The sequence below is a fragment of the Nocardia sp. NPDC003999 genome, from assembly GCF_053604885.1.
The window spans coordinates 455,278-469,992 of record NZ_JBSGIB010000003.1 but is presented as its reverse complement, the minus strand read 5'-3'; the positions used below and the strand labels follow the sequence as shown (position 1 = coordinate 469,992).

General features: G+C 67.5%; 16 protein-coding genes and 2 pseudogenes. 13 read left to right on the top strand and 5 right to left on the bottom strand.

The window, feature by feature from the left end:
• Positions 1-143: 143 nt before the first annotated feature.
• A pseudogene (locus ACWESM_RS09730) lies at positions 144-295 on the top strand (hypothetical protein); the annotation flags it as partial.
• A gap of 567 nt (positions 296-862) precedes the next feature.
• Here ACWESM_RS09730 and ACWESM_RS09725 read toward each other — a convergent pair.
• Positions 863-2,383 (bottom strand): catalase, encoded by a 1,521-nt coding sequence (locus tag ACWESM_RS09725; RefSeq protein ID WP_452491312.1) that lies wholly within the window; start codon positions 2,381-2,383, stop codon positions 863-865.
• A gap of 372 nt (positions 2,384-2,755) precedes the next feature.
• Between ACWESM_RS09725 and ACWESM_RS09720 the strand changes: the two genes are divergently transcribed.
• The 7 genes from ACWESM_RS09720 (at position 2,756) to ACWESM_RS09690 (ending at position 8,819) form a co-directional block, all read left to right on the top strand.
• The gene (locus ACWESM_RS09720; protein WP_364428108.1) at positions 2,756-3,085 is read left to right on the top strand and encodes a DUF732 domain-containing protein; all 330 of its coding nucleotides are present in this window, start codon (positions 2,756-2,758) and stop codon (positions 3,083-3,085) included.
• Between the two features lie 113 nt (positions 3,086-3,198).
• Positions 3,199-4,248: a fused (3R)-hydroxyacyl-ACP dehydratase subunits HadA/HadB gene (locus ACWESM_RS09715; protein ID WP_452491311.1), complete on the top strand. Its 1,050-nt coding sequence runs from the start codon at positions 3,199-3,201 to the stop codon at positions 4,246-4,248.
• A 161-nt stretch (positions 4,249-4,409) separates the two neighbouring features.
• A complete protein-coding gene (locus ACWESM_RS09710) occupies positions 4,410-4,574 on the top strand; it encodes a hypothetical protein (protein WP_355080886.1) in 165 nt (54 codons plus the stop codon).
• A 278-nt stretch (positions 4,575-4,852) separates the two neighbouring features.
• Positions 4,853-6,052, top strand: a complete 1,200-nt coding sequence (locus ACWESM_RS09705) for a PP2C family protein-serine/threonine phosphatase (protein WP_364428565.1) — start codon at positions 4,853-4,855, stop codon at positions 6,050-6,052.
• On the top strand, positions 6,049-7,674 hold the full coding sequence (locus tag ACWESM_RS09700) for a sensor histidine kinase (RefSeq protein WP_364428115.1): 1,626 nt from the start codon (positions 6,049-6,051) through the stop codon (positions 7,672-7,674). Before ACWESM_RS09705 ends, ACWESM_RS09700 begins: the two co-directional genes overlap by 4 nt.
• The gene (locus tag ACWESM_RS09695) at positions 7,671-8,117 is read left to right on the top strand and encodes a response regulator (protein WP_355080889.1); all 447 of its coding nucleotides are present in this window, start codon (positions 7,671-7,673) and stop codon (positions 8,115-8,117) included. Before ACWESM_RS09700 ends, ACWESM_RS09695 begins: the two co-directional genes overlap by 4 nt.
• Positions 8,118-8,399: 282 nt before the next feature.
• Positions 8,400-8,819, top strand: coding sequence for an ATP-binding protein (locus tag ACWESM_RS09690; RefSeq protein WP_356962150.1), 420 nt, complete (start codon positions 8,400-8,402; stop codon positions 8,817-8,819).
• Positions 8,820-8,827: 8 nt separating this feature from the next.
• Here the strand turns inward: ACWESM_RS09690 and ACWESM_RS09685 are convergent, their stop codons facing one another.
• Complete coding sequence (locus ACWESM_RS09685) at positions 8,828-9,205, bottom strand: MerR family transcriptional regulator (protein WP_355080893.1); 378 nt, start codon at positions 9,203-9,205, stop codon at positions 8,828-8,830.
• Between the two features lie 145 nt (positions 9,206-9,350).
• On the opposite strand from ACWESM_RS09685, the gene ACWESM_RS09680 reads away from it, so the two are divergent.
• The 3 genes from ACWESM_RS09680 (at position 9,351) to ACWESM_RS09670 (ending at position 10,399) form a co-directional block, all read left to right on the top strand.
• On the top strand, positions 9,351-9,770 hold the full coding sequence (locus ACWESM_RS09680) for an Hsp20/alpha crystallin family protein (protein WP_355080895.1): 420 nt from the start codon (positions 9,351-9,353) through the stop codon (positions 9,768-9,770).
• A gap of 207 nt (positions 9,771-9,977) precedes the next feature.
• Complete coding sequence (locus ACWESM_RS09675; RefSeq protein ID WP_397278924.1) at positions 9,978-10,118, top strand: hypothetical protein; 141 nt, start codon at positions 9,978-9,980, stop codon at positions 10,116-10,118.
• Positions 10,119-10,141: 23 nt separating this feature from the next.
• A complete protein-coding gene (locus ACWESM_RS09670; protein WP_356962144.1) occupies positions 10,142-10,399 on the top strand; it encodes a cold-shock protein in 258 nt (85 codons plus the stop codon).
• A 27-nt stretch (positions 10,400-10,426) separates the two neighbouring features.
• Here ACWESM_RS09670 and ACWESM_RS09665 read toward each other — a convergent pair whose 3' ends face one another.
• Positions 10,427-12,022 carry a GMC oxidoreductase gene (locus ACWESM_RS09665; RefSeq protein WP_452491310.1) on the bottom strand — a complete coding sequence of 532 codons (1,596 nt, stop codon included), beginning with the start codon at positions 12,020-12,022 and terminating at the stop codon, positions 10,427-10,429.
• A 199-nt stretch (positions 12,023-12,221) separates the two neighbouring features.
• Here ACWESM_RS09665 and ACWESM_RS09660 point away from each other — a divergent pair.
• Positions 12,222-12,335 (top strand): annotated as a pseudogene (locus ACWESM_RS09660) (SDR family oxidoreductase); the annotation flags it as partial.
• Positions 12,336-12,587: 252 nt separating this feature from the next.
• Positions 12,588-13,016 carry a Zn-ribbon domain-containing OB-fold protein gene (locus ACWESM_RS09655; protein ID WP_452491455.1) on the top strand — a complete coding sequence of 143 codons (429 nt, stop codon included), beginning with the start codon at positions 12,588-12,590 and terminating at the stop codon, positions 13,014-13,016.
• Between the two features lie 23 nt (positions 13,017-13,039).
• Here ACWESM_RS09655 and ACWESM_RS09650 read toward each other — a convergent pair whose 3' ends face one another.
• Both ACWESM_RS09650 and ACWESM_RS09645 read right to left on the bottom strand, forming a co-directional pair.
• Positions 13,040-14,104: an NAD(P)H-dependent amine dehydrogenase family protein gene (locus ACWESM_RS09650; RefSeq protein WP_452491309.1), complete on the bottom strand. Its 1,065-nt coding sequence runs from the start codon at positions 14,102-14,104 to the stop codon at positions 13,040-13,042.
• Between the two features lie 186 nt (positions 14,105-14,290).
• A complete protein-coding gene (locus ACWESM_RS09645) occupies positions 14,291-14,713 on the bottom strand; it encodes a DUF427 domain-containing protein (RefSeq protein ID WP_452491308.1) in 423 nt (140 codons plus the stop codon).
• Positions 14,714-14,715: the final 2 nt, after the last annotated feature.

The following is a 14,715-nucleotide window of genomic DNA, read 5'->3' as shown; positions in this document are numbered from 1 at the left end:
CCGCGCCGGAGCGGTGCGGCGACCGGGTCCGACGCGAATCGTGGTGGCCGTGCCCGCTGCTCCGAGTCCACGTGCCAGGAAGTGGGTCGCGCCTTGGACCGAATCGTGTGCGCGACCACGCCCACACCGGGCGTCGCCACCGGCCGCGAGCCGAGCGGCGCAGTCACTACTTCCGAGTACGGATTGCCCACCGGTTCGACGCGCTGATTCACATCGAGGAGACCCGCGCACTGGAGCCGCTCGCCGGCACCTCCCGATGGGAGGTGCCGGGGAACTGCCCGAACCTATCCCTTCGCCGTGTGACCGGTCGCGCCGCCGTGGTGTGGCAGCGAACGACCGTCCTGATGCGGCGCCGATATCCCGCCGTGGTGCGGCACAGGTCGACCGAGCGGCATCTGCGGCACCGGCGGCGCGGGCGGAACGAATCGCAGGATTTCGGAGAAACCCCGGAATCCACCGGGAATGGGAACCTCCAGCGGGAGATCGGGTTCGCCGACGGACGACGGCTCCGCCACGGCGGGGGCGGCGGGAAGCACGGCTGCCGCGGCCGCACATACCGCGGCGATCGTCCGGGCGGCCCACGAACTATGTTGTGCGCGTTGATCAGGTCGAATATCGGCGTCAGACGCCATGATGCGGTCCTCCGATCTGCGTCGGCCGGCCCGGTACGACCCATCCGGTACCACGGGGACGTCACCGAGCCTCGAATTCGTTCGAAACACCACGGTGCTTGCGGTCCACTGGATCCGGAGAGTCATGCTCCCGCACACATTCGAAGAGCTGGCGCGGGACACACGACGAAATGATCACGAAAAGACAACGAACAAGCGGCCGGTCGGTACCGGCCGCTTGTTGGCGTCCGTCAGGCTTTCGCTTGCGCCGACGAGCGAGCCGGATTTGCTTGCCCGGCCGCCTTGGGGTCGAGTTCGTCCTGTTTCGCGCGCACCCCGGCCTCGACCCGGTCGCCGAGATTCTTGTCGACATTGCGCCAGTACTCGAATGCCCGGTCCAGCACCGGCGCGCTGACGCCGTTCAGCAGGTGCCCGACGATGTTGTCCACCAGCCGCTGCCGTGCCGCGTCGTCGAGCACGTCGCGGACCATGGTGCCCGCCTGGCCCCAATCGTCGTCGTCCCGGTGCAGCGTGTAGGCCGAGCGCACGAGTTCTCCGTCGGTGTGCCACGTCGCGGGCGGACCAGCGACGGCGGGATCGGCGTGCGGGCCGCCCTTCGAGTTCGGCACGTACACCGGATCGCCCGGGTTGTGGTGACGCAGCGCGCCGTCCTTGCTGTACGAGCGGACGGTGGTGGCGTGCGGCGTATTGACCGGGAGCTCTTTGTAATTGGCGCCGATGCGGTGCCGGTGCGCGTCGGGGTAGGAGAACCAGCGGGCCATCAGCATCTTGTCCGGGCTCGGCCCGGTGCCGGGTACCGAACTGCTCGGCTCGAACGCCGCCTGCTCGATCTCGGTATGGTAATCCGCCGGATTGCGGTCGAGCGTCATCCTGCCGACGTCGATCAGCGGATAGTCGCCGTGCGGCCAGACCTTGGTCAGGTCGAAGGGGTTGAACCGGTATGACTTCGCCTCGTCGAACGGCATGATCTGCATCTTCAACGTCCAACTCGGGAAATCGCCGCCTTCGATGGATTCCCACAGATCGCGGGTGTGATAGTCGGTGTCCATCGCCGCCATCTGATCGCCTTCGTCCTGGGTGAAGAACTCGATACCTTGATCGGTCTTGAAGTGGTACTTGACCCAGAACCGTTCCCCGGAGGCGTTCACCCACATGTAGGTGTGGCTGGAGTATCCGTTCATGTGCCGCCACGTGCGCGGGATACCGCGGTCACCCATCAACCAGGTCACCTGGTGCGCGGATTCCGGCGACAGCGTCCAGAAGTCCCATTGCATGTCGTGGTCGCGCAGATTGTTGTCGGCGCGGCGCTTCTGGGAACGGATGAAGTCCTGGAACTTCATCGGGTCGCGCACGAAGAAGATCGGCGTGTTGTTGGCGACCATGTCGAAGTTGCCCTGCTCGGTGTAGAACTTCAGCGCGAACCCGCGCGGATCGCGCCAGGTGTCGGGGCTGCCGCGCTCTCCAGCGACGGTGGAGAAGCGGGCCAGCATCTCCGTCTTCTTCCCCGGTTGGAAAACCTCGGCCATGGTGTAGGCACTCACGTCGTGGGTGACCTCGAAGACGCCGAACGCGCCGCCGCCCTTCGCGTGCGGCTGGCGCTCGGGCACCCGTTCCCGATTGAACGCCGCCATCTTCTCGATCAGATACCAGTCCTGCAGCAAGATCGGCCCATCCGGGCCGGCGGTCAGTGAATGCTCGTCGCTGGGGACCGGGATCCCGGCGTCATCGGTGGTGTAGTTCGGGCCAGACATCTCTCTCCTCTCCTACGAGCCGCGGGCAGGAGGCCGGCGACGAGACCGCAGAGACGAGCGGCGCGATCGCTTCACGACCGCGACGGGGTTTGCGGGTAGGCTCCCGCGCTCGACGAACGGCATCGCCGCCGCGGCCAGCCGAAGGCCGATACCCGTCCCGTCGGTCCTGTCGATCGACTTCCCAGGGGACCACTGCTCAAACTAGCGCTGACCAGGCCTTCCGCGACGACGAGCGACCGGGGCCGCGCCACCGGCGGCGCGCGTTCGGTACGCGCACGACCGGCACGGGGGCTCTTTCGCGAGGCGACCGGCGCCCGGCTAGGCTGCGTCGGCTGTCGCATGCCGAATTCCGTCCGACCACAAATTATTTCGATGGGAAACGAAATGAAGCTCGCGCTGTGCGGGGTGCTGGTCGTCTGCGCGTTGTCCGTCTCCGCGGTCGCGGCGGCGTTCATCGTCGCCGAAGCGCGGGCGCACGCGCCGCGCGGTGCCACCAAAGGCTATTTCGCCGATCTACAGCGGCTCGGGGTGCGGACCGCGGGCGACGGCGTGACCGCGGCGCTGCTCGATCTGGGCTACGCGGTGTGCCGGGAATTGGCGGCGGGAACGCCCGAAGCCGACATCGTCGTGCGGGTGAGCGCGCACCAATCGGTGGACGAGGCCGCCGCCGTGGTGGTGGCCGCCGAGCGGAATCTGTGCTGAACCGCCACGATCGGCGAGCGAGGCGACCCGGTCCGCGGACGTCTCCGGCCGCGAAACGGCGTGCGATGCGGGCTGACCGGAAATTCGGCTCTCCTTGGGTAGATTCCCCCGCGATGTCCAGAATCCCTGCTACATCGAGTGCGAACGACGCGGCCGACGCCGCGGTGCCCGCCGCTATGGTCGGGCGCCGGTATCGCAGCGGCGATCACTACGAGGTCGCCCGCGAGAAGATCCGTGAGTACGCCCGCGCGGTGCGCAATCAGCACCCGGCGCACTGGTCGGAGGACGCCGCTGCCGACCTCGGCTACGGCAACCTGGTCGCTCCGCCGACCTTCGGCGCGGTGCCCGGGTATCTCGCCTATGCCGAGGTGTTCGACACGATCCTGCCCGGCTACGACCTGAGCCGGACCATCCAGACCGACCAGATGATCGAATTCCACCGTCCGCTCCTGGCCGGCGACCGGATCTGTTTCGAGATGTCCCTGGACTCGTTCCGGCACGCGTTCGGCGGCGACCTCATCGTCCTGCGCCAGACCATCCTGGACCAGGATGATCGGCCGGTCCTCACGTCTCGGACCAGCTTGGTCGGGCGGGCCGACGAGGCCTTGCCTGACTGGTTGGACGCGGTGGTGATGCACGGAGTACGCCCGGAGGCCCGGCAGCAGCGCCGTGTCCCCGACCCGCGCCGCGTGGGGAACGGCAGCGAGCCCGCCCGCGAGACGCCCGTCACATCGGCGAACCCGCGGGGACGGCGGTTCGAAGCCGTGCGTACGGGAGCGGAACTTCCCCCACGCACACTCACGGTCAGCCAAGGCGATCTGGTCAATTACGCCGGAGTGGCGGGCGACCCGAACCCCATCCATTGGAGCACCGAGGCGGCGGCCAAGATGGGAATGGGAACGGTTGTCGCGCAGGGCATGTTCACCATCGGGCTCAGTGTGGATTTGCTCACTTCGTGGCTGGGCGACCCCGGGGCCCTGCGCTCCTACAACGTCCGGCTGACCAATCCGGTGCACGTCGGCGCGACCGGAGGCCGGATCGAGTTCTCGGGCCGGGTGAAACACCTGGACGCGGACACGCGCACCGCCACCGTCGCGATCACCGCCGAGCACGACGGCCACAAGATCTTCGGTCGCGCGACGGCCGAGGTCGTCCTCGCGTGATCGCGCGACCCGTTCGCGCCGCCGCATCGGTGTGTTTGGTCCGGAGCGACGCGGGCACGTTGGAGGCGGAGCACGCGCCCGCCGGGATCGGTGGACGCGAACTCGGCACTCGATCGAGCGGGCAACCGGCCCGCTCGCACCCGAAAGGACCGGTATCTGTCGTGGTTGTGCTTCTTGCTGTGATCGGCTCGGCTTCCCTTGCCGTCATCGCGGTCCATGCCACGGTCGTCGCACGAAGCTTGGCGGAAGTCCGCTCCCCGCGCCGCGACGGCGCGACCAGGGACGACGAGCGGAGCACCGCACGACTGACGGGCACCATGGTCTGATCTTCCGGCCCCCTTCGCGCCCAGCCTCCGCTTCTGCCCAGGTGAACACCGTCATGTCTCGGTCGGGTAGCGGATCGGATACGATCTTGCCTGCCTCTCGGTCCAGCAAGCGGCCGCTGAGACAGTAGGCGTGCGCTGGTGCCGCCATTGGGGATCGGAGGCCGGGTTGTCGGTGTTCGCCGACGACGGCATCAGTGCTGTCAGTCGTTCCGTCGCAACCGGACCCACGACCGGCGGTGTCCGTGCGGCGTGACGGGACAGACGACGATCCCGAGGTGATGGTCGGCGCGGATTGGCCGTGGCAGCAACCTTCGGTGCTCTTGATCGAGGACGACCCGGGGGATGCGCTGCTGGTGGAGGAACTGGTCGTGGACGGCGCGCCGGGCCTGCGACTGGACTGGGTCCGGTCGCTGGCGGAGGCCGCCGAGCACCTCGCCTCCGCCGAGCCCGACTGTGTGCTGCTGGACCTGCATCTGCCCGATGCAAACGGGCTCGAGGCGGTGGAGCGCATCCGCAGGCACACCGACCAGGTCGCGATCGTGGTGATGACCGGGCTCGATCAGGAGCAGACCGGGTTGGCCGCGGTCGCGGCGGGAGCTCAGGACTATCTGGTCAAAGGCCGGGTCGAGCCGGAGCTGTTCGGGCGCGCCGTGCGGTACGCGATCCAGCGCAAGCAGGCCGAGCGCACCAGCGCGGCCCTGCAGGCGAGCAATATGCGCGCGCAGGAGAACGCGCGGCTGGAGCGCGGCCTGCTGCCCACCCCGCTGTTGCGGGGACAGCGGGTGGTCGACGTCGTGGCGCGCTACCGTCCCGGCCGGGCCCATTCACTGCTCGGCGGCGATTTCTACGACGTCGTGCAGGACGCGGACGGCACGGTGCACGCCGTCATCGGCGACGTGTCGGGCCACGGCCCGGACGAGGCGGCGACCGGCGTGGCACTGCGCCTGGCCTGGCGCACCCTGGTGTTGAGCGGCGTCACCGGCGCCCGGCAACTGCGGCTGCTCGAGCAAGTGTTGCTGGCCGAACGCACCGGCAAGCAGACTTTCGCGACGGTCACGAGCCTGGTGTTGTATCCCGGCGACCGCCGCGCCCAGGTGCTGCGGGCCGGGCACCCGGGGATGCTGCTGCGCTCGGCTTCCGGATTGACCTGGGTCGAGGTCCCCGGCGGGCCCGCCCTCGGCTTTCTGCCCGGTCGCGCCGAGTGGCCCGTCCACGATCTGGAGCTGCCGCTGGGCTCCGGGCTGATGGTGTTCACCGACGGCCTGTTCGAAGGGTACGCCGGGACCGACCGGGAACGACTCGGTGAGCAAGGGCTGATGGAGGTCGCGCGCGCCGTGCGAGCCGCGGATCCCGACTGGTTCGTCGACGAGCTGATCGGTCGCGTGGAGGCGCTGGCGGGTGCGTCCGGCGGATTGGACGACGATGTCGCCATTCTGTATCTGGGATGGAACGGCGACGGGCAAGGACAGGACCGATGACGATGACGACCGGTCGAGCGCCGCTCAGCGCACGATTGACCGCCCAGGCCTGGTTCCAACTGGTACTGGCCGCGATGGTGCTGGTGGTGATCATCGGCACCGTGGCAGGAGCCCAGGTGATCGCGCAGGCCAACCGCGTGACCGATCGGCTCGTCGACAGGACGTTGCCCGCGGCGGCCGAAGCCTACCGGTTACAGAGTGCCCTGGTTAACCAGGAGACCGGTCTGCGCGGCTACCGGATCACCGCCGACCCGCAGTTCCTCCAGCCCTACCGGGACGGCACCCGGGACGAGGCGCAGTCGGCGACCCGCCTGCGCGAGCTGCTGGCCGATCGAGAGCCGCTGCTCGACGAGCTCGACGCCGTGGAGCAGGCCGCACAGCGGTGGCGCGGCGAGTACGCGGAGCCGCTGGTCGCGGGGTTGGCCTCTGGATCACCCCTCGGCACCGACCCCACCACGCCGGTCCGCGGTAAACCGCTGTTCGACGACCTCCGGACACGTTTCGACACCCAGAACAGCAGTCTCGCGGCGACCATCGCGCATGACGAAGACGAGCTGACCCACACTCGCGCGGTCCGGGACGCCGTGCTGGCCGGGATGGTCGTGGCGTTCCTGTTGACCGGTGTCCTGCTGACCGTGCTGATCCGGCGCTTGATCGTCCGTCCCCTCGGGTCCTTGACGGATGCGTCGCTGCGGGTGGCGGGCGGCGACTTCGATCATCACATCGACGCCCACGGCCCCGCAGACCTGGTGACCGTCGCGAACGCGGTGGAGAGCATGCGCCGCCGCATCGTCGCCGAGCTGGATTCCTCCCGCGCCAAGGAAGCGGTGCTCGCGGAGCAGAAGACGGATCTGGACCTGCAGGCCGTGGAACTGCGCCGGTCCAACGCCGAGCTGGAGCAGTTCGCCTATGTCGCCTCGCACGACCTGCAGGAGCCGCTGCGCAAGGTTGCGTCGTTCTGCCAGTTGCTGGAGAAGCGCTACGGCGACAAGCTCGACGAGCGCGGCAAGCAGTACATCGACTTCGCCGTCGACGGCGCCAAGCGGATGCAGGTGCTGATCAACGACCTGCTCACCTTCTCCCGCGTCGGCCGCGTCACCGACCGCACCGAACCCACCGGCCTCGGCCCGGCCTTGGACAAGGCCCTGACCAATCTCTCCGCGGTGATCGACGACACCACCGCGAGCATCCAGCGGCCCGACGAGCTGCCCGAGATCATCGGCGATCCGACCCTGCTGACCATGCTGTGGCAGAACCTGATCGCCAACGCCATCAAGTTCCGCGAGCCCGACCGCGCACCGCGGATCGAGATCACCTGCGAACCGACCGAGAACGGCAGCGGCTGGCTGCTGTCGATCTCGGACAACGGCATCGGTATCGCGCCCGAATTCGCCGAGAAGGTGTTCGTCATCTTCCAGCGGCTGCACAATCGTGAGGAGTACAGCGGAACCGGTATCGGGCTGGCTGTCTGCAAGAAGATCGTGGAGTATCACGGCGGCCGGATCTGGATCGACACCGAGTACACCGCGGGCGCTCGCTTCTACTTCACCCTGCGCACCGCCGAAGCCGACCTCACCGTCCGCACCGCCGACGTACCCGCCCCTGAAGGAGCCACCGCATGACCGATCCCGGCCAGCCCATCGACATCCTGCTCGTGGAAGACGACCCTGGCGACGAGCTGATGACGCGAGAAGCCTTCGAGGACAACAAGATCGGCAACACCTTGCACGTCGCCAGGGACGGCGAGGAGGCGCTCGAATTCCTCTACCGCCAAGGACGGCACGCGGACGCTCCGCGGCCTGATCTGATCCTGCTCGACCTGAACCTGCCCAAGTACGACGGCAGGCAGGTGCTGGAGAAGATCAAAGCCGACCCTGATCTGTCGCACATCCCGGTGGTCGTGCTCACCACCTCCGCGGCCGAGGAGGACATACTGCGCAGTTACCGGCTGCACGCGAACGCGTACGTCACCAAGCCGGTGGACCTCGACCAGTTCGTCGCCGCCATCAAACAGATCGACGAGTTCTTCGTCCAGGTCGTCCGACTGCCGCGCCAAATGCTGTGATGACGTTCGCCGCGGTGCCGGTGCCGGTGGTTCTCACCGACGGGACCGCCTTGCATGAGGAATGATCAACTGGGTATAGCTTCGGGGAGAACGGCACATCCACGGCGAACACGACAGCCGAGCTCGACGGCGGTCCACGTGCTCGGCGTGGCGAGTACAGCGCACCGATCCCCGATAGGGAGGTAACGAGGTGACGGCGCATCGACGCTATCGGCGAGGCACGACGACGGGAAAACCGGGCCGCGACAGACACACTGCGATCCCGGCGGCTGGTACGCGCTCGTGAGCGCGGGCGAGCGGGTTCCCCTACCCAACGCCGTGACGCCGCTGGAGCTGGACTTCCCCGCCGAGGCGGTGCAATTGGCTACCGTCCGGCATACCTTGCAGGATTGGCTCACCCAGTGCGGCATGGCCGCGGCCCCGGCCTACGACGTGCTGCTCGCCGTCGGTGAGGCGTGTACCAACGCCGTCGAGCACGGCCATGAAGGCGACGGCGGCGTGGTCCGCTTGCGCGCGTCGGTCGACGGCGACGAACTCCGGGTGACCATTTCTGACAGCGGCCGATGGAAACAACCTGATCCGCAAGCCGATTCGCTGCGGGGTCGGGGCATGCCACTGATCCGCGCACTCATTCCAGAGGTCACCGTGACCGCCGGCGATACCGGCACGGTGGTCGATCTGCGCACACCCTTTTCGGCATAGTCCCGAACCTACGCGCCACCGGGCGGATGGTTCCGCGCGTCTCGCAGACGGACGTTGTCGGCCTGCAACCGGTCGTTGTCCGCGTGCAGCCGGTCGTTGTCCGCGTGCAGGTCGGCGTTCGCGTCCTCCAAGTCGAGGATGCGGCGGATGCCGGCCAGGTTCGCTCCCGTGGCGACCAAGTCGGTGATTCGCCGCAGCCGGGCCAGATCGTCGCCGCTGTAGCGGCGTGTGCCCCCGTCGCTGCGCGCAGGGGTCAGCAATCCGTGACGCTCGTAGAGCCGGAGCGTCTGCACCCCGATTCCAGCCAGTTCGGCAGCGACCGAAATCCCGTACACCGCTCGGTCGGGATCCGGCAGATGCACCGAGTCGCCCCTCTCCTGCGCCATCCATCCTCACTTCACTTCGGCCGACAGATTTCCTAGTTTAGCGCCTTGCGCTCAACTTTCTCCGGTGGTACAAAAAATCTATGCCAGACAACAGAGGTTATCTGGCCCCTACTATGGAGAATGGAGTGAGTTGGAGGTGGCGACCATGCTGATGCGCACCGATCCGTTCCGCGATCTGGACCGTCTGACGCAGCAGGTGTTCGGCACGAAGGCGCACCCCGCGGTGATGCCGATGGATGCCTGGCGCGCCGGCGAGGAGTTCGTCGTGGAGTTCGACCTGCCCGGTATCGATCCCGAATCCCTGGACCTGGACATCGAGCGCAATGTGGTGACGGTACGCGCGCGTCGTCCCGAACTGGACTCGGGCCGGGAGATGATCGCCGCGGAACGCTCTCGCGGCGTGTTCAGCCGTCAACTGTTCCTGGGCGAGAACCTCGACACCGACAAGATTCGCGCCGACTACACCGACGGCGTTCTCCGCCTCACGATTCCCGTGGCAGAGAAGGCCAAGCCACGCAAGATCGAAATCGGCCGCGGTAACGGGCACAAGGCGATCGACGTCTGAGAAGCCGCGTAAACCGCAAGATTCCCGCACAATCGAAAGCGAGGTGATGTCGCAGCCAGTGATATCGGAGTCAAATCTGTGAAGAGTGTCATTCCCGCTTTTTCGGGCGGGCCCGGAATACCGGGCCCGCCTCTCGCCGAAATATGGAAGATGTTGTCGCACAAGCGTTTTCGTGCGAACGGAGCGTACTCGATGGAGCATCCGATTATGGCAGCCACCGATCCACCCGACCCCATGCTCACCGCGACCGAGACCGACGCCGCGATCGTCTGGCCCGACCCCAGTCCGCTGGACGCTTGGTGGCGGCGGATCATGCATTCCGATCCGGTGCGCCGCAGCGCCGCGTGATCCGGCCTCTATCCTTGACTTTCGTGACCGAACAGCCCTACCGCCCCCGTGCCGCGGCGGAATACTGGCGCCGCGGCACGGTGGTCTGGTTCAACATCGAGAAGGGCTTCGGGTTTCTACAGCCCGAAGACGATCCCACGCCGGTTTTCGTCGAGTACACCAGCATCGAGACCACGGGATACAAAGCGCTGTACGCGGGTCAGCCAGTGGTGTTCACCGCCGCCATGCGCAAGCGCGGCCCCGAGGCCACGGCGGTGCGCCCGGTGCTGCCCGACGCTTGACCACGGCCCTGGGCCCGGCGGCAACGGTCAGATGACCGTGCCGACGTCATCGGCCACCAAGGTGTCCAAAGCGCGCTCGGCAACAGCGGCAATCGTCATCGACGGGTTGCACGCCGCGGTGTTCCCGGGCATGAGAGCACCGTCGAGCACGTACAGGCCCCGCTGGCCGTGCACCCGGCCCTCCAGATCACAGACGGCTCCCATACTCGCACCACCCAAGGGGTGCCAGGTCGACGGGAACAGGAGGTTGGTGTCGGTGAGAATGCCTGCCGGACCGGCGATCCGGTGGGCCGCGGGACCGATGTAGTTGTCCTGGATGTAGCTGTCACCGTCCTGCGGCCACTGCAGAATCGCGTCGTCGCGGGCCGCGTCGTAGACGAAGTGCCCACGACCGTCGCTGATGCCGTACCCGACCATCATGGTGCTGTTGGCATCGGCGCCCATGGGCGGGATGGACGCCTGGATCAGGGTGTGAGCGGAGTGCGGGTCGGACCAGTTCTTGCTGCCGTAGACCACTGGGCCCCCCTGCTCCGCACCGAAACTCGCGGTCGGATCGGTCCACAGGTAGATGCGGTCGGCGTTGGTGCCCCAGCCTTGGCCGAGTCCGTCGGGCATATCGCGGATCAGGCCTTTCGCCGAGGCGCGCACCAGCAGTCTTGTGGTGTTGAGGCTTCCGGCAGCCAGCACCAGCGCACCGGCGGTGATGATCTTGTTCTCCAGTACGGCGCCGCTGGTGTCCAGGCGCTCGACGTGGACGATCCACTTGCCGTCGGCGGCACGCTCGACATCGGTGACCTGGTGCAGCGGCTCGACCGTCACCAGGCCGGTCGCCTCGGCGGCGGCGATGTAGGTGACGTCGACCGAATGCTTGCCGCCGTTGTTCACCCCCATGGCGCCGTCGCCGTTGGTGTAGGAGGGCTTCATCTCGCCCCGCAGTTCGGCCAGGGCGAAGTTCCAGTCGATGGGCATCGGGATCTTCGACAGCGGAAGCCCGGCGCGGCGCACACGGTCGGCGAAGACCCGCGCGGCCGCGTAGTTGGGACTGGCGATCAACTCGTCCGGGGCGACGGCCAAGCCGAGCATGCCTGCCACCCGCGGGTAGTGCACCCTATTCATCGTCGGCCAGTCCAAGGCCTCGGGGAAGTGGGTATCGAACACCTCCCGCGTCGGTTGCAGGGACATCCCTTGATAGACCAGCGATCCCCCGCCCACACCCGCCGCGCACAGCGCGGTCATGTTGGTACCCGGCACCGCCTCGACGAGTCCGGTGTACGGCTCGAAGACCATCGGCTTGCCGAACAATACGGGGCTGGACTTGTACCAGAGCACCCGCTTGTCCAGCGCCGAAGCGCGCGGGAAGGTCTCCGCGTTCGGGCCCGTCCGCCAGCGCAGACCACGTTCGAGCACCAGGACCCGAACTCCGGCCTCGGCCAGGCGCAGGGCGGTGACGCCACCGCCGAACCCCGATCCGATGACGACCACCCGATGCTCCTCGCGGGTGAGCGGAACGCTGTTCACCCGCGCGGCGATCGGACTCGTCGTGTTCGCGTAGCGGGAGGCGACCACGAGACCGCCCGCCGCGGCTGCTCCGGTCAACAGTGACCGGCGCGAAATTGCTGACATCACACACCCTCGAAGATCAGACGCGAGCTCGGATCTCGCGCGGCCCACCATGGCCGCTACGGGACAGTAATATAACCGGACATGCATGTCCGGTCATGGCCGGATCTGTAGCAGAGGTCACAATCGCTTCGGAGGCGGTCGGGTGCCACGAGCACGCGCTGGCCGCAACCCCGGCGGACGAGGTCGGGCGCCTCGCATGCCCGACGACATCGCCGCGGCCACGGCGTTCCTGCTCGGCCCCGATGCCGGTTTCATCACCGGCACCGACCTGCTCGTGGACGGCGGCGTCGTCGCGGCCTTCCGTACCGGGCGCAAGTCGGCTGACCGATCACCGGCTGTGCGCGCCGACCCTGCGTGCACGGCCGCGCCGCAGCCGTGGCGCGTTTCCACGGCCGGTCATCGCGGACCTGACGAAACGCCTGGTCACGCCTTCGACCGGAGCTTCGTCGACGCCCGATCGGTGAAAAATAGGTATACCCGCGGCCGATCGGCCGTCGCGGGGTGTACCGCGTGCACGAGACGCTGGCCTGGTCGGTCACATCAGCACGATCACATCGAGGCTCTCATGTACCAGTTCAACCTGAAGCGCGCCCGGAATGTCGCCGGCGACTCCGCTGGTCGCACGGCTCCGATCCTGATGATCCGGCGCTGCGAATGCTGCGCACGACTGCTGGCACCACTGTTCGACATGTGCTCGTCCTGCCACTCCTCCGATCTCGAATGGGTGCCGTCCTCCGGGGTGGGTTCGATCATGTCCTGGCGGGTGCTGCACCGCGCGGCGAACCCGCGGTCCGAGGTGAAGCGGTCGACGATCGCCATCGTCGAACTCGATGACGGCCCGTGGTTGTATACGACCATCCAAGGCGAGCTGCCACCGTCCTCCGCCGCACCGGTGCGGGTGCGATTCCACGCCCGTCCCGGTGAAGACAGATTCCCGGTGTTCGCGATCAACCTGGAGGCGCGCACCTCGGAACGGGTGGCTCGACCGGCCTAGCCGGGCGGCCGTACCACCCGGTGTCAGCCGATCGGCACCACTCCGCGCGGGAGGGTGAGCGGCAGGTCGTTGTAGGTCACGATGCCGGGGGCCGCCGCGACGACGCCGGGAATGGCGTTGATGACCGGCATGGCCGTCATGATGTGCCCGAGCGTCATGAAATCGGCGATCGTCTCGGCCTGGAAGTCCGGCGGCGGTAGGAAGCTGACGACGTTCTTCACCGTCGGGCGGCCGTCGACCTGGAGGACCCAGCCGTCTTGGTCGATCTTCCAATCGGGCTCGAGGGTCTGCCCTTTGCGCCAGCGTAGGTCGATCTCAACCACGGTCCGGTCTGCGACCCGGCCCTTCCAGCTAGCGTGCACACCGGCGACACATCCCGCCGGAATGGTCCATGATCCGAGGTCGAGATCGGCTGTGGTGCGGGCGTATTCGGCGTCGCAGCGCACCTCGTCGAGTTCGACGCCGAGCGCGTCGCCGATCAGCCGGACGGCTTCGCCGAATACGCCGGTGCCGTGGGCGGTCATCGCGGGCAAGTCCGGATCGTCGATGGGCCTGCCGAATCCCACCGGCTTCTCGGTTTCCGGGGAGTCGTAGAACGTGGTGTCGGCGGCCTCGTTGACGGTCACCTTGTCGACCCGGTCGCAGATGGCGGCGGAGAGGACGGCCAGCAGGTTGATGTAGCCCGGGCTGATGCCGGAACCGAACATGGTGGATCCGCCGCGACGGCATGCCTCGACGATGCGGTCGCGCCCTTCGCCCTGGTTGTGGCCGGTGATGAACGACGCGGTCGCGACGACGTCGATGCCCGCGGACAGGATGCGGACCAGCTCGTCCACGTCGATCCACATGGGGTTGTAGACGACGCAATCCGGCTGCAACGCCAGCAGCGCGTCGACATCGTCGGTGGCCGCGATACCCAAAGGCTCGATACCGCACAACTCACCGACATCGCGCCCCACCTTGTCCGGGGACCACGCAAAGCAGCCGACGAGTTCGAGCGTCGGATTGGTGACGATCGCCCGCACCGAACTCTTCCCGACATTGCCGGTGGTCCACTGGACGACTTTGTACGCAGGCGTCTTTGGCACCTGCCCAGCATAGAGGTCGGCGACCTGATTTCGAAGTGAAATTCTCAATTCCGAGAATATGACTCTCAGCCCGGATCGTGCAGCAAGCCGACCAGGAGTACGTCGAGCAGACCATCGGCGCCGTCGTGCGCAAGGCGGACGGCGAGCGAGGACCCGAGTATCCGTCGCGACTACGCGCCCGATGCGCTAGCTCCGGACTTCGACACCCAGGACCGCAGGCGTCGCCACACCGACGCGGACCTGCACCTTGTCCTGATAGAAGGCGACGTGCCCGCGTAACCGCGCCACTTGCAGGATCGGGTCGTCATAGCTCCAGCACACGGCCTCGCCGCCGTCGCCGTCGAAGCGCCAGTAGCTCGCCTGTCCTTTGAACGGGCATCGACTGGCGCGGGCGTCGTCGCGCCGCAGCACGACCCGCAGGTCCTCGCGCGGGAAATAGAACACCAGGCCGTGGTCCTGTTCGTCGACGAGGAGCGGCCGAGTCGTCTCGGCGAGGAGCCGGTCACCGAGCCGGGCCGTGACGAGGTTGCGGCGGCGGTGGATGTCGACGCGATAATCCGGTCTGGCCGCGAAACCGGACAGCTCGACGTCCGCCCGCTGTTCACCCATTC

Coding starts and splice junctions, on each gene's coding strand:
- ACWESM_RS09725 (WP_452491312.1), bottom strand. CDS start 2,383: ATGTCTGGCCCGAACTACACCACCGATGACGCCGGGATCCCGGTCCCC.
- ACWESM_RS09720 (WP_364428108.1), top strand. CDS start 2,756: ATGGGAAACGAAATGAAGCTCGCGCTGTGCGGGGTGCTGGTCGTCTGC.
- ACWESM_RS09715 (WP_452491311.1), top strand. CDS start 3,199: ATGTCCAGAATCCCTGCTACATCGAGTGCGAACGACGCGGCCGACGCC.
- ACWESM_RS09705 (WP_364428565.1), top strand. CDS start 4,853: ATGGTCGGCGCGGATTGGCCGTGGCAGCAACCTTCGGTGCTCTTGATC.
- ACWESM_RS09700 (WP_364428115.1), top strand. CDS start 6,049: ATGACGATGACGACCGGTCGAGCGCCGCTCAGCGCACGATTGACCGCC.
- ACWESM_RS09695 (WP_355080889.1), top strand. CDS start 7,671: ATGACCGATCCCGGCCAGCCCATCGACATCCTGCTCGTGGAAGACGAC.
- ACWESM_RS09685 (WP_355080893.1), bottom strand. CDS start 9,205: ATGGCGCAGGAGAGGGGCGACTCGGTGCATCTGCCGGATCCCGACCGA.
- ACWESM_RS09680 (WP_355080895.1), top strand. CDS start 9,351: ATGCTGATGCGCACCGATCCGTTCCGCGATCTGGACCGTCTGACGCAG.
- ACWESM_RS09675 (WP_397278924.1), top strand. CDS start 9,978: ATGGCAGCCACCGATCCACCCGACCCCATGCTCACCGCGACCGAGACC.
- ACWESM_RS09665 (WP_452491310.1), bottom strand. CDS start 12,022: ATGTCAGCAATTTCGCGCCGGTCACTGTTGACCGGAGCAGCCGCGGCG.
- ACWESM_RS09655 (WP_452491455.1), top strand. CDS start 12,588: ATGTACCAGTTCAACCTGAAGCGCGCCCGGAATGTCGCCGGCGACTCC.
- ACWESM_RS09645 (WP_452491308.1), bottom strand. CDS start 14,713: ATGGGTGAACAGCGGGCGGACGTCGAGCTGTCCGGTTTCGCGGCCAGA.